Source organism: Blastochloris viridis (assembly GCF_001402875.1).
In the GTDB taxonomy this organism is placed as follows: domain Bacteria; phylum Pseudomonadota; class Alphaproteobacteria; order Rhizobiales; family Xanthobacteraceae; genus Blastochloris; species Blastochloris viridis.
This window is the reverse complement of record NZ_CP012946.1, coordinates 2910570-2922255: the sequence shown is the minus strand read 5'-3', so window position 1 is coordinate 2922255 and position 11686 is coordinate 2910570. Positions and strand designations below refer to the sequence as shown.

The 11686-nt window shown below is 69.7% G+C and carries 14 protein-coding genes; 4 read left to right on the top strand and 10 right to left on the bottom strand.

The features are described from left to right. Positions 1-22: 22 nt before the first annotated feature. Genes folK through folP form a run of 3 tightly spaced genes read right to left on the bottom strand, consistent with a single transcriptional unit; the run spans position 23 to position 1696 of the window. Positions 23-520, bottom strand: a complete 498-nt coding sequence (folK, locus tag BVIR_RS12820) for a 2-amino-4-hydroxy-6-hydroxymethyldihydropteridine diphosphokinase (RefSeq protein ID WP_055038016.1) — start codon at positions 518-520, stop codon at positions 23-25. Further along, a complete protein-coding gene (folB, locus tag BVIR_RS12815; RefSeq protein ID WP_055038015.1) occupies positions 507-878 on the bottom strand; it encodes a dihydroneopterin aldolase in 372 nt (123 codons plus the stop codon). Before folB ends, folK begins: the two co-directional genes overlap by 14 nt. Further along, complete coding sequence (gene folP / locus BVIR_RS12810; protein ID WP_055038014.1) at positions 875-1696, bottom strand: dihydropteroate synthase; 822 nt, start codon at positions 1694-1696, stop codon at positions 875-877. The genes folB and folP overlap by 4 nt, the downstream gene beginning before the upstream one ends. Positions 1697-1858: 162 nt before the next feature. Here folP and meaB point away from each other — a divergent pair, with 162 nt between their 5' ends. Continuing rightward, positions 1859-2869 carry a methylmalonyl Co-A mutase-associated GTPase MeaB gene (gene meaB, locus BVIR_RS12805; RefSeq protein ID WP_055038013.1) on the top strand — a complete coding sequence of 337 codons (1011 nt, stop codon included), beginning with the start codon at positions 1859-1861 and terminating at the stop codon, positions 2867-2869. A 258-nt stretch (positions 2870-3127) separates the two neighbouring features. Here the strand turns inward: meaB and BVIR_RS12800 are convergent, their stop codons facing one another. Next, positions 3128-4924: a PHA/PHB synthase family protein gene (locus tag BVIR_RS12800; RefSeq protein WP_055038012.1), complete on the bottom strand. Its 1797-nt coding sequence runs from the start codon at positions 4922-4924 to the stop codon at positions 3128-3130. A gap of 280 nt (positions 4925-5204) precedes the next feature. Here BVIR_RS12800 and BVIR_RS12795 point away from each other — a divergent pair, with 280 nt between their 5' ends. From BVIR_RS12795 to BVIR_RS12785, 3 genes are read left to right on the top strand one after another with little or no spacing between them, the layout of a single operon-like run. Beyond that, on the top strand, positions 5205-5885 hold the full coding sequence (locus BVIR_RS12795; protein ID WP_236823606.1) for a TIGR04283 family arsenosugar biosynthesis glycosyltransferase: 681 nt from the start codon (positions 5205-5207) through the stop codon (positions 5883-5885). 39 nt (positions 5886-5924) lie between these two features. Continuing rightward, positions 5925-6185 carry a type II toxin-antitoxin system ParD family antitoxin gene (locus BVIR_RS12790; RefSeq protein ID WP_055038010.1) on the top strand — a complete coding sequence of 87 codons (261 nt, stop codon included), beginning with the start codon at positions 5925-5927 and terminating at the stop codon, positions 6183-6185. A gap of 3 nt (positions 6186-6188) precedes the next feature. Next, positions 6189-6485: a type II toxin-antitoxin system RelE/ParE family toxin gene (locus tag BVIR_RS12785; protein ID WP_055038009.1), complete on the top strand. Its 297-nt coding sequence runs from the start codon at positions 6189-6191 to the stop codon at positions 6483-6485. Between the two features lie 3 nt (positions 6486-6488). Here the strand turns inward: BVIR_RS12785 and BVIR_RS12780 are convergent, their stop codons facing one another. From BVIR_RS12780 to ubiT, 6 genes are all read right to left on the bottom strand, one after another. Next, positions 6489-6959, bottom strand: coding sequence for an aminoacyl-tRNA deacylase (locus BVIR_RS12780; protein ID WP_055038008.1), 471 nt, complete (start codon positions 6957-6959; stop codon positions 6489-6491). A gap of 311 nt (positions 6960-7270) precedes the next feature. Further along, entirely contained in the window at positions 7271-7936 is a 666-nt protein-coding gene (locus tag BVIR_RS12775; RefSeq protein WP_055038007.1) for a hypothetical protein, read from the bottom strand. Next, on the bottom strand, positions 7933-8493 hold the full coding sequence (locus tag BVIR_RS12770; protein ID WP_055038006.1) for a sigma-70 family RNA polymerase sigma factor: 561 nt from the start codon (positions 8491-8493) through the stop codon (positions 7933-7935). The genes BVIR_RS12775 and BVIR_RS12770 overlap by 4 nt, the downstream gene beginning before the upstream one ends. 352 nt (positions 8494-8845) lie before the next feature. Beyond that, positions 8846-9766: a ubiquinone anaerobic biosynthesis protein UbiV gene (gene ubiV / locus BVIR_RS12765; RefSeq protein WP_335338124.1), complete on the bottom strand. Its 921-nt coding sequence runs from the start codon at positions 9764-9766 to the stop codon at positions 8846-8848. 16 nt (positions 9767-9782) lie between these two features. Continuing rightward, complete coding sequence (gene ubiU / locus BVIR_RS12760; protein WP_055038005.1) at positions 9783-10781, bottom strand: ubiquinone anaerobic biosynthesis protein UbiU; 999 nt, start codon at positions 10779-10781, stop codon at positions 9783-9785. Further along, positions 10778-11335, bottom strand: a complete 558-nt coding sequence (gene ubiT / locus BVIR_RS12755) for a ubiquinone anaerobic biosynthesis accessory factor UbiT (protein ID WP_058124843.1) — start codon at positions 11333-11335, stop codon at positions 10778-10780. Before ubiT ends, ubiU begins: the two co-directional genes overlap by 4 nt. Positions 11336-11686: the final 351 nt, after the last annotated feature.

The following is an 11686-nucleotide window of genomic DNA, read 5'->3' as shown; positions in this document are numbered from 1 at the left end:
CAACACGCTTCGCGTTTGCGCCCTACCCCGCCCGCGTCATGCCGCTGCGGTCGATCGTCGCCGCGGCGTCGGCAATGCGGCGGCCGTTGATGACGCGATCGGGGGCGATCTCGGCCAGCGGCACCAGCACGAACGCCCGTTCGAACAAATGGGGGTGCGGCAGCACCAGGCCGGGCTGGTCCAGCGTCAGGTCGTCATAGCTGAGAATGTCGATATCGACCGGGCGCGGCCCCCACCGCGTGCCCGCTTCGCGCACCCGGCCGAGCCGGCGCTCGACCTCGAGCGCCCGTTCAAGCAGCGCCCGCGGCGACAGCGTGGTCTCGATCAATGCGCAGCGGTTGACGAAGGCAGGCTGGTCGGTGACGCCCCACGGCGGGGTGATCCAGTCGGACGACACCCGCACCACCGCGACCTCGCCAGCCTCGGCCAACAGCGCCAGCGCGCGGTCGAGCGTCGATGCCACGTCGCCGAGATTGCCGCCGAGCCCGAGCAGGGCCGAGGCGGCGTCAGGCGGCGCCACGGCGGCGCACCAAGGTGACGCCGACTTCGGCGAACACCGCCGTCAGCGGCGCGTTGGGCTTGCGCACCGTGACCTCGATCGCCTCGATCGACGGGAAGGTCGCGAACAGCGCCTCGGTGAGGGCGCCGGCGGCGGCCTCCACCAGCTTGTAGCGGCGGCCGAGGAACGCCTCGCGCGCCACCGTGACGATGGCGTCGTAGGACACTGTGGCCGACAGCCGGTCGGTCGCCACCGCGGCGCCAAGGTCGAGGTCGAGGGTGATGTCGAGCGCGAAATGCTGGCCGATCTCGGCCTCGAACGCGTGGCAGCCGTGAAATGCGTGCAGCATCAGGCCCTTGACGAAAATACGATCGCTCATCGCTCAGACTCGATCGCGCCACGCACCTTCAGCGCCTGCACCGTTTCGAACACGTCGTGCACCCGCACGATCATCGCTCCCGCCGCCACCGCGGCGAGGTTGCCGGCCAGCGAGCCGGCCAGCCGCTGCAGCGGCGGCGCCGGCGACACCGCGTCGATGAAGCGCTTGCGCGACAGCCCCATCAGGATCGGCCGGCCGAACAGCGACAGCTCGGCCAGGCGGGCGATGGCGATGATGCTCTGCCGCGGCGTCTTGCCGAAGCCGATGCCGGGGTCGAGCACGATGCGCTCCGGCTTCAGCCCGGCGCGGGCGGCGATCTCCAGCGACCGCTCGAAGAAGCGCTCGATGTCGGCCATGATGTCGATGTCGGGGTCGACGCTGTCGCGGTTGTGCATCACCACCACCGGCACGTCGTGCTCGGCGGCGACGCGCGCCATGTCGGGGTCGCGTTGCAGGCCCCACACGTCGTTGAGCATGGCGGCGCCGGCTTTCAGCGCGCGGGCGGCGACCGTGGCCTTCATGGTGTCGACCGACACCGGAATGCCGAAGCTCACCGCCGCCGGCAGCGTCTCGGCGAGCCGCGCCCACTCCTCCTCGGCCGAGACCGGCGCGGAGTCGCCATAGGGCCTGGTCGATTCGGCGCCGATATCGAGGATGTCGGCGCCCTCATCCCGGATGGCGCGCGCGCGGGCGAGCGCCGTCGCCGGGGCGTCGAAGCAGCCGCCGTCCGAGAACGAATCGGGCGTGACGTTGAGGATGCCCATCACCAGCGGCCGGCGGGCCTGAAGCGCGCGGTCGAGCCAGCGGGAATCGGCCATTCGAGGCGGCGGCGTTGCGGAGAGGCTGGAAGCGGCGAGCGACATTACGCCGCTTTGCGGCGCGGCCGCCGCGGAGTCAAGCGGCAAGACCATCGGTGGCGGCAGGGCGCTGCCATGCGCAAAGCGGTTTCCAGTTTTCCTCAAACCCTCTAAGCCGAAGGCATGACGAACGCTGCCTGCTACCCCACTTCCAGCCTGTCTCCCGCCCTCGCGGCGCTGGCCAAGGCCGTACGTGCCGGCCAGCGCGCCGCGGTGGCCCGCGCCATCACTTTGGTGGAGTCCAAGAAGCCGGCCCACCAGGCCGACGCTCGGGCTCTGCTCGCCAACCTTCTGCCCGACACCGGCCGGGCGATCCGGGTCGGCATCACCGGCGTGCCCGGCGTCGGCAAGTCGACCACCATCGACGTCCTGGGCAGCCACCTCACCGCGAAAGGCCACCGCGTCGCGGTGCTGGCGGTCGACCCGTCCTCGACCCGCACCGGCGGCTCGATTCTCGGCGACAAGACCCGCATGGTGAATCTCGCCGCCGACGACAACGCCTTCATCCGGCCCTCGCCCTCGGCCGGCACGCTGGGCGGCGTCGCCGCCAAGACCCGCGAGACCATGCTGGTGTGCGAGGCGGCCGGCTACGACGTCATTCTGGTCGAGACGGTCGGCATCGGCCAGTCGGAAACCGCGGTGGCCGATCTCACCGACATCTTCGTCGCCTTGATGCTGCCCGGCGCCGGCGACGAGCTGCAGGGCATCAAGAAGGGCTTGCTGGAACTCGCCGACCTCATCGCCGTCAACAAGGCCGACGGCGACAACCTCGCCCGCGCCCGCATCGCGGCGGCCGAGTACAAGGCGGCGCTGCACATCCTCACCCCGGCGTCCGAGGTGTGGCAGCCGCCGGTGATCACCTATTCGGCGGCGACCAAGGACGGCATCGAGCTGCTGTGGTCGCACGTGCTCGACCACCGCACCAAGACCACCGCCGCGGGCGAATTGCAGGAAAAGCGCCGGGCCCAGCAGGTGAAATGGATGTGGGCGATGGTCGACGACCGGCTGAAGTCCCGCATCCACAATGACCCTTTGGTGCGGGCGCGGGTGCCGGCGCTGGAGCAGGCGGTGGCCGAGGGCTCGCTGCCGGTGTCGCTCGCCGCCGACGAGATCGCCGAGCTGTTGGGGTTCTGAAGGGACGAACCCCACCCACCTCACACGGTTTCCGGAGGATGACCTCTGAACAGCCTCGGTGGGGAGCCGCTCTTCACCCTCTCCCCTTGCGGGAGAGGGTGGCAAGGATGAGCGAAGCGAAATCCGAGCCGGGTGAGGGGGCATTTCACGGCGGCTCGGTTTTACTCCTCACCCGCCTCGCGATCTAAAGATCGCTCTTCACCCTCTCCCGCAAGGGGAGAAGGAAGAAGAGCCCGAGCTGATCAATCGGAAACCGTATCACCCCTTCACATACGCGCCCGGCGCCGGGCCGAGCGGCACCAGGCCCTCGCTTGGCGCGCCGACCGGCGGCGGCGCCACCCGATCGGCGGCGCTGCGCGCCGCAAGCCAGCCCGACCACGCCGGCCACCACGACCCGGCGGTGGCCGGCGCGGTGGCGAGCCAGCTGTCGGGGTCGACATAGGCGTCGTCGCCCTTGGCGGTGGCGATGCGGTGGCGCCGGCCGCGATGGCCAGGCTCGGACACGATGCCGGCATTGTGGCCGCCCGAGGTGAGCACGAACGTCAGCTCGCTCTCGGTGAACAGATGCAGCTTGTAGACCGAGCGCCACGGCGCGATGTGGTCGGTCTCGGTGCCGACCACGAACAGCGGCACCCGGATGTCCTTCAGCGCCACCGGCCGGCCGTCGAGCACGTAGCGGCCGGCGGTGAGGCGGTTCTCCAGGAACAGCCGGCGCAGATACTGCGCGTGCATGCGGTAGGGCATGCGGGTGGCGTCGGCGTTCCAGGCGGCAAGGTCGCTTTCGACGTCGCGCTCGCCGAGCAGATACGACTTCACCATCCGCGACCACACCAGATCGTTGGAGCGGAGCAGCTGGAAGGCGCCGGACATCTGGCCGCTCTCCAGCACGCCCTGGTCCCACATCAGGTCTTCCAGGAAGGCGATCTGGTTCTCGTCGACGAACAGCATCAGCTCGCCAGCCTCGGAGAAGTCGGTCTGCGCCGCCAGCAGCGTCACCGAGGCGAGGCGCTCGTCGCCGTCGCGCGCCATCTTGGCGGCGGCGATGGCGAGCTGGGTGCCCCCTAAGCAATAGCCGCAGGCGTGGATCTTGCGGTCGGGCACCACGGCGCCGACCGCGTCCAGCGCCGCCAGGATGCCGCGGGTGCGGTAGGCGTCGAACTCGACGTCGCGGTCGGCGTCGGTGGGGTTGCGCCAGGAGATCGCGAACACGGTGTGGCCCTGGCCGACCAGCCAGCGGATCAGCGAGTTCGCAGGCGACAAATCGAGGATGTAGAACTTCATGATCCAGGCCGGCACGATCAGCACCGGCTCGGCCAGCACCGACGGCGTCGCCGGGGTGTACTGGATCAGCTCCATCAGCTCGTTGCGATAGATGACGGTGCCGGGCGTGGCGGCGACGTTGACGCCGACCTCGAACGCCAGCGAGGTCGGCCGCTCGGCCTTGGCGAGGGCGGCGGCAGCGTCGTCGGCGGCGTTGGCGAGGCCGCGGGCGAGGTTGGCGCCGCCTTCCTCCAGTGTGCGCCGCACCACGGTCGGGTTCAGCCACGGCAGGTTGGAGGGCGAGGCGGCGTCGAGCAGCTGGCGGGCGACGAAGGCGGCGCGGTCGGCATTGATCTTGGCAACGCCGCGCACCGGCTGGGTGGCGCGCTCCCACCATTGCTCCTGGGCCAGGAACGCCTGCTGCCACAGCACGTAGGGCAGGCCCGCCCAGGCCGGATCGTCGAAGCGGTGATCGTTGCGCGAGGGCGCGACCGGCGGCGTCGCCATCTCTCCGGTGACCGTGCTGGACATCGCGGCCGTGGCGAAGCGGGCATAGGCCTGGATGCTGTCCGCGGCGTCGAACGCCAGCGCGAGCTGGCGGCCGGGAGCGGAGGCGAAATGCACCGCCCAGTCCTGCCAGGCGGTATAGAGCGCGAACGGCGACAGCCCGCCGGTCAGCCGCGCGGTGGCGGCGCGCAAGGCGCGGTCGATGGTGTCGAACGGGTAGCCCTCGTCCGCGCTGGCCGGGGGCGTGGCGGGCGCCGGGCTCAAGACGGGGCCGGTGGTGGCGTCCATGTCGACTCTCCGAAGCCTGTTCGCCGCAATTCGTCCCGGGCCGCGCCGGTCGCCGGCGCATGGCGAAGTCGAGCCGGCGCCCGGGCGGCCATGGTCGAATGCGAAATCTGGCCGATCGGCTCGGCGTTTCGTCGGCTCGGCGGAAAAACCCTTCCGATCAAGGAGTTCTCGGCGGATTTGTTGTCACGATCACGACGTGATCATGAGGGAACCCTATAACGGAGCGCGGGGTTCGGTCGAAACCGTAGTTTCCGCGACCGGGATGAACGGAAACGCTTCGATGCTGTCGATCATCGTGCCGGTTTTGGACGAAGAAACCAGCATTGCCACCGCGCTGTTCCGGCTTCGGCCCTTCCTCGCGCGCGGGGCGGAACTGGTGGTGGTCGACGGCGGCTCGCTCGACGGCACGGTGGCGGCCGCCCGGCCGTACGCCAGCCGTGTCGTCATTGCGCCGCGCGGCCGCGGCGCCCAGCTCGCGGCGGGGGCGGTGGCGGCGGCCGGCACGGCGCTGGTGTTCCTCCACGCCGACACCGAGCTGCCGGACGACGCCGACCGGCTGATCGCTGCGGCGCTGGCGTCGCGGGCGTGGGGGCGGTTCGACGTCGCCATCGCCGGCGGCCATCCGGTGCTCGCGGTGGTGGCGGCGATGATGAACCTGCGCTCTCGCCTGACCGGCATCGCCACCGGCGACCAGGCGATGTTCATGACCAAAGCCGCCTATGCCGCCGCCGGCGGCGTGCCCGACATCGCGCTGATGGAGGACATCGCGCTGTCGAAGCGCTTGAAGCGCATCGGCCGGCCGGCCTGCCTCAAGGCCAAGGTCACCACCTCCGGCCGGCGCTGGCAGCGCCACGGCGTGGCGCGGACGATTTTCCTGATGTGGTCGCTGCGGTTTCTCTATTGGGCCGGCGCCCCGCCCGACCTGCTGGCGCGCTGGTACGGCTACCGGCCAAGGGGGTAGGGCGTTGGCGGCGCTATCAGGAAATGATATTTCTGTAGCATGCCGTCCAGTTACACCCTTGGCGAACACTTCGAAGGACTGGTCCGCGGTTTGGTGGACAGCGGGCGCTATGCCTCCGCCAGCGAGGTGGTGCGCGATGCGCTGCGGCTGCTCGAGGAGCGTGAGCAGCTGCGCCAAGCCAAGCTCGGCGCACTCCGTGCTGATATTGCCGCCGGGCTCGACAGCGGGCCAGCCGCTCCGCTCGACATGGCCGAGATCAAGGCCGCGGCGCGGCGACAGCGGGCGCAGCCTCGCGATTAGCCGATGTCACACGCCGTTGTTCGCCGTCCGCGTGCCCGGCTCGACCTGATCGAGGCGTGGAGCTACGTCGCAGGCGACAGCGAAACAGCCGCCGATCGCCTGCTTGAACGTATCGAACGTGCATTGGCAATGCTGAGCGAAAATCCATTCGCCGGCCGCGCCCGACCGGAACTGGCCGCTGACCTCCGCAGCTTTCCGGTCGGAAATTACGTGCTGTTCTATCGGCCGCAGCGGTCTGGCATCGAACTGGTTCGGGTGCTCAGCGGTTATCGCGACATCGGGCCCGACGACACTCGTTGAATATCACCCCAACTCCACCACCACAGCCCCGATCAGCGCGGCGAGGCGGGCGGGCGAGATCTCGATCTGCAGGCCGCGGCGGCCGCCATTGACCAGCACGGTGGCATGCGCCATCGCCGCGGCGTCAAGAAACGCCGGCACCCGCTTCTTCTGGCCGAGCGGGGAGATGCCGCCGACGTGGTAGCCGGTCAGCCGCTCGGCTTTGGTCGGCGCCATCATCGCCGCCTCCTTCACCTTGGCGGCGGCGGCGAGCTTCTTGAGGTTCACTGTCCTGTCGGAGGCGATGATGGCCACCGCCGGTTTGCTGCCGATCTCGACCATCAGCGTCTTGAGCAGCTGTGCCGGCGGCATGCCAAGCGCCTCGGCCGCCTGCATCCCGATGCGGTCGGCGTTGGGATCGTAGGCGTACTCGTGCAGCGTGAACGGCTCGCTCGCCGTCTCCAGCGCCACCGTGGCCGGCGTGCCCTTGGCCATGACGTCCTCCCGCAAGTCCGACGGTCCGTAGCATAGCCGGTGCCGCCCGCACCTGTATCGCCGCGCCGATCGGTGTCGCGGCGACGACAGGTCGAGCCCAGCGCTCCCCCTCGACGCGTCATCCTCGGGCGAGCCCAGCGCGCCAACCTCAACACGTCGTCCGCGGGCGAGGGACCCTCAACCCGTCATCCTCGGGCGAGGCTTTGCCGAGACCCGAGGATCCATGATCCGCGACATAAATGCCCGTCGCCGCCACGCCGGCCGCCGCGCATTCCCCGCGCATCACGGGCTTATGGGGCGCGGCCGTTGGATCACTGCGTCGGCGCTGCCAGCCGGACCAGCGCGCCGTCGGCGCGCAGGCGCTGGGCGATGCGGTCGGCCTCCTCGCGCGGCAGCGTCTCGGCCGACACCTTGAGCTTGAACAGGCCGCCGGCACGCGGGCCGTCGACGATGACGGCGTTGTTGGCCTTGAGGAATTCCAGCATCTTGCCGGCGGTGGCGGTGTCGGCGAAGCCGACCAGCACGAAGGTGCCGGCGGGCCGATCGGCCGTGGTGAAGGAGGCGGTGGTGAAGGTCGGAGCCGTCTCGCCGATCAGCTGCGCGACGATGATGCCGGCCTGGGCCAGCACGACAACCAGTCCGGCGACGGTGGCCAGCGCCAGCGTGCGCGGCGCGCGGCGCGACAGCCACTCCGACAGCCGGGCGGTCAGCCCGCCCGGGCTGACGACGATCGCGCGCGGCTCGGCGTCGATCTTGGCGAACAGCCGCTCGATGACATGGGGGGAGGGCGCCCCCAGTTGCTCGTTGACGCGGATGGTCTCGGCCAGCTCGTCGCGGACGAGGTCGAGCCGGCGGCCGAGCGCGGGGTCGGCGGCGAGGGCGACGTCGACCTGGGCGGCATCGGCCGGCGCCAGCCGCCCGGTGGCATACCACGGCAGCAATTCGTCGATGACGCGCTCGTTCTGGTTCTCGGTCATGGCCACCCCCTGTCGACCCCAGCCGCCTGCAGCATCTCGGAGAGTTTCCTGCGCGCGTAGAACATGCGCGTCTTGACGGTGTTCTCCGGAATGCCGACGATCTCGGCGACCTCCTCGATAGACTTCTCGTGGTAATAGACCAGATCGATCACGTCGCGATGATCCACCGACAACCGCTGGATACACTCACGGATGAGACCGCTCTTGTCCCTCTTCTGGGCAATGATTTCGGGATCGTCGACGGTATCGACGATGGATTCGGCCTTGTCGTCGGCGAGCTGTTCGCTTCTGGGGCGTCGGAGCACCGAGTAGGCCTTGTTCCGGGCAATCGCGAGCAGCCAGGTCGACACGCTGGAGCGCGCCTCGAACCGGCCTGCGTGCCGCCATACGTCGAGAAACACCTCGCTGATCACGTCCTCCGCCGCCGCTTCGTCGCTGATCAGCCGCACGACGAACCGGAACACCTTGACCTGATGCCGCGCGAACAGCACCTGCATGGCCATCCGGTCGCCTGTGGCGATCCTGAGGATGAGCGCCTCGTCCGAACTCGCCGTCATGCAAGCTCCGATGTCGTCCGCTCGCAGATTGGTCGCGCGAGCCACGGCGTGGGTTCGAGCACCCGACGCATATTTTCATGCGGCGAAACCCGCAGCGGCAACTCTAGCGCATTCTCGGCAAAAGTGGAGGCCGGTCGCGCAAGAGACGCGATAACTCAAAGGGTTAGCGCCGCTCGCCGGGTCGGCCGGATTGGCGGACGCTCAAGCGCACGCGGCGGTCGCGACGGCCACGGCGTCAGCTCGCCTCGACCGGTTGTCACCGCGGCGGACAAAAAATGGCCGGGACGCGGCCCGTCCATTGGGAGCCGGCGACCCGAATACGGAACTCCGGCCCGATTGGCCGGAGCTCGGATCAGGCCTGGGTCCTGAGCTGGAAGCGGGCGCCCGGCACCGCGTGCAGGAAGCCGTTGGAGATCGGCGCATTGCCGATCAGCGCCTTCAGCGCCTCGGCCGCCTCCGCGCCGTCGTGGGCGCCGTCCATCACCGCGCGATAGAGTTTCGCCACCGCCACCATGTCGCAGGAATGCGGCGACAGCCGCAGCGCGTCGACGCCGGCTGCCTTGAGCGCGGGGATGTCGGCCAGGAAGTCGGCATAGGTCTGCGACATGGTCTGGATGCCGTTGACGCTGAGGAACTTCTCGCCATCCAGGGTGTCGACGTTGAGGCCGTCGAGGTCCTGGGCGCAGACGAACTGGCAGGAGTCCTTGTGCAGGCCGTGGATGCGGGCGTGGTAGCAGCGCGCCGACACCGCCAGCGGCACCCGACCGAACGCGAACAGCTCGGTTTCGACGCCGAGCCCGGCGGCGGCCGTGGCGATCACCGCGATCGAGGTCAGCGGCAGCTCTGGCGGCAGGCACACCGTCTTGGCGCCGAAGCCCGCCAGCGCCTTGAGCGTGCCCTCGTTGTAGACGTTGACCAGCGGACCGACCGCGAACGGCCGCCCCGCCAGCGCCGCGACGGCGGTGACGTCGTTGGCCTCGACCAGGCCCGGCCAGTCCTGGGCGGTGGCGAACACCTTGTGGCGCTCGCGCGGCAGCGTCACCAGCGCCAGCGACGACACCACGACCTCCTTGCCGCCGCGCTGCAGGCGCTCGACGGCGTCCCCCATCGCCTGCTCGCGGAACGGCTCGCGCTTGGAGCACACCACTTCGCCGATGTAGACGCGCTCGACCGGCATCTCGTCGGCGACGCGGGCGTAGAAGTCGCTCCAGATGTCGTTCGGCCAATTGAACAGCACCGGCCCGAGGACCAGCTTCATTTGATTGGTGCTCATGATGTCGAAGCCTCACTCACCGCCACGTCTTGCGATAGGCGCCGCCGGTGGTGGCGCCGCCCTCGGTGAGCGCGGCGAGCGCGCCGGCACGGATTTCCAGGCCGCGGTCGAGCGAGTCGACCGCCGCCCGGAACGCCTTCACCACCGCGTCGGCATAGGCGCGGCTCCGCTGGCGGCCCTCGATCTTCAGCGCCTTGACGCCGGCGGCCTTGAGGCCGGGCAAGAGCTGGGAGGCGTCCAGGCTGGCCGGGTCCTCGAACACGTGGCTGGCCTTGCCGTCGATCATGAATCGGCCCTTGCACAGCGTCGGGTAGGCGGCCGGCTCGCCCTTCTTCACCCGGTTGATGGTGAAGTCACCGAGGCGGGAGACGAAGTTCGGCCCCTCCTCGGTGTAGGAGATGGCGCCAGCCGGCGAGCAGGCGCCGTGCATGTTGGGCGACTTGCCGGTGGCGTAGCTGGAGAGCAGGCAGCGGCCCTCGGCCATCACGCACAGGCCGCCGAACACGAACACCTCGGTCTCGCAGGCGATCTCGCGGTGGATCGCGGCGATCTCCTCGACGGTGACGACGCGCGGCAGCACCACCCGCTCGACGTCGAACTGCTTGACGTAGAACTGGATGGCGTCGGGATTGGCGGCGGCGGCCTGCACCGACAGATGGAGGCGCAGATCGGGGTGCTTTTCGCGGGCGTGGGCGAGCAGGCCGATGTCGGCCAAGATCACCGCGTCGGCACCGGCGGCCTCGGCGTCGGCGATGGCGCTGTGCCACAACCCGACATTGCCGGCGCGCGGGAAGGTGTTGATCGCCACCAGAACGTTGCAGCCCCTGGCGTGGGCACGGGCGATGCTCTCGCCGAGTTCGACGCGCGAGAAGTTAAGGCCCGGGAAGTTGCGGGCGTTGGTCTCGTCGTTGAAGCCGCAATAGACGGTGTCGGCACCGGCGGCAACGGCGGCGTCCAGCGCCGCCGGGGTACCGGCGGGGCAGACCAGTTCGAGCGATCCTTTGGCGGGCCTCATGGCGTGCTCTCCCGGGGGGGCGTCGCCGGCTGGGACGAGCTGGCGACCAGGAAGGTGCGGGCGAAACGCTCGGCCATGTCGACGCTCTGCGTGACGAGGCCGGACGCCGGGCCGAAGGCCTCGGCGGTCTCGGCGACGATGTCGACCGCCTCGGAATCCAGCGCATTGCGCAGCGCCACCACCGCCTCGACGTCGCCTTCCACCACGATGTCGCGGGAGAAGAACAGCGCGTCGCCGTCGAGCCGGCCGCGCACCATGTCGAGCAGCACCAGGAACGGCCCGGCAATGCGGGCGTCGACCACGCGGTCCTTCAGGCTGCGCACCGCCTCGATGCGCGGACCGTCCGGGTCCGGCGTCAGGATGAAGGCGAACGGCAGGTCGGTCGGCTCGATGCCGAACCTTTTGTGTGCATTGTCGCCCAGCCGCTCGAACATGCGGCTGTGGCGGGCAAACACGCGCTTCATGGTGGTCGCGGCGCCCCACTCCAGGGGAGACAGCGGCAGCGGCCGCGCGAGCAGCCGGACGAGAGGGTGCAGAACGGGCAGGTCTGTCACGGGCGTTGTCACATGGGTGGTTGGCGGGTGGGGGGGCTTTACCCGCAAACGGCAGCGCGCGGTTTGGCACAGATCAATCCCCCTCCGCCATTAAGGGATTTTCCGGGGGGTCCGGTTTTACCCGAACCGGGCCGGTTGCCAATCCCGAAGGCGCGGCCTAATACCCCGGCACAGAGAACAGGCGGTCCGCGGCTCTTTGAGATGACCGCGGCGAGCGCCTCAGCTCTCGTCATCCCGGGCAGGCGGCAATGCCGCGCGACCTGGGATCGTTTGCCAGGAACGCGTTTTGCCGATTTTCCTGCGAGCGGTCCCGGCTCTGCGCACCGGCCGGGACGGCGGGAGGTCATTGAC

What these genes read in the sequence shown, in the direction of transcription:
- folB (WP_055038015.1), bottom strand. Translation starts at nt 878, where the DNA reads ATGAGCGATCGTATTTTCGTCAAGGGCCTGATGCTGCACGCATTTCAC.
- meaB (WP_055038013.1), top strand. Translation starts at nt 1,859, where the DNA reads ATGACGAACGCTGCCTGCTACCCCACTTCCAGCCTGTCTCCCGCCCTC.
- BVIR_RS12780 (WP_055038008.1), bottom strand. Translation starts at nt 6,959, where the DNA reads ATGGCCAAGGGCACGCCGGCCACGGTGGCGCTGGAGACGGCGAGCGAG.
- ubiV (WP_335338124.1), bottom strand. Translation starts at nt 9,766, where the DNA reads ATGAGCACCAATCAAATGAAGCTGGTCCTCGGGCCGGTGCTGTTCAAT.
- BVIR_RS12795 (WP_236823606.1), top strand. Translation starts at nt 5,205, where the DNA reads ATGCTGTCGATCATCGTGCCGGTTTTGGACGAAGAAACCAGCATTGCC.
- BVIR_RS12770 (WP_055038006.1), bottom strand. Translation starts at nt 8,493, where the DNA reads ATGACGGCGAGTTCGGACGAGGCGCTCATCCTCAGGATCGCCACAGGC.
- BVIR_RS12785 (WP_055038009.1), top strand. Translation starts at nt 6,189, where the DNA reads ATGTCACACGCCGTTGTTCGCCGTCCGCGTGCCCGGCTCGACCTGATC.
- BVIR_RS12800 (WP_055038012.1), bottom strand. Translation starts at nt 4,924, where the DNA reads ATGGACGCCACCACCGGCCCCGTCTTGAGCCCGGCGCCCGCCACGCCC.
- BVIR_RS12790 (WP_055038010.1), top strand. Translation starts at nt 5,925, where the DNA reads ATGCCGTCCAGTTACACCCTTGGCGAACACTTCGAAGGACTGGTCCGC.
- BVIR_RS12775 (WP_055038007.1), bottom strand. Translation starts at nt 7,936, where the DNA reads ATGACCGAGAACCAGAACGAGCGCGTCATCGACGAATTGCTGCCGTGG.
- ubiU (WP_055038005.1), bottom strand. Translation starts at nt 10,781, where the DNA reads ATGAGGCCCGCCAAAGGATCGCTCGAACTGGTCTGCCCCGCCGGTACC.
- folP (WP_055038014.1), bottom strand. Translation starts at nt 1,696, where the DNA reads ATGGCCGATTCCCGCTGGCTCGACCGCGCGCTTCAGGCCCGCCGGCCG.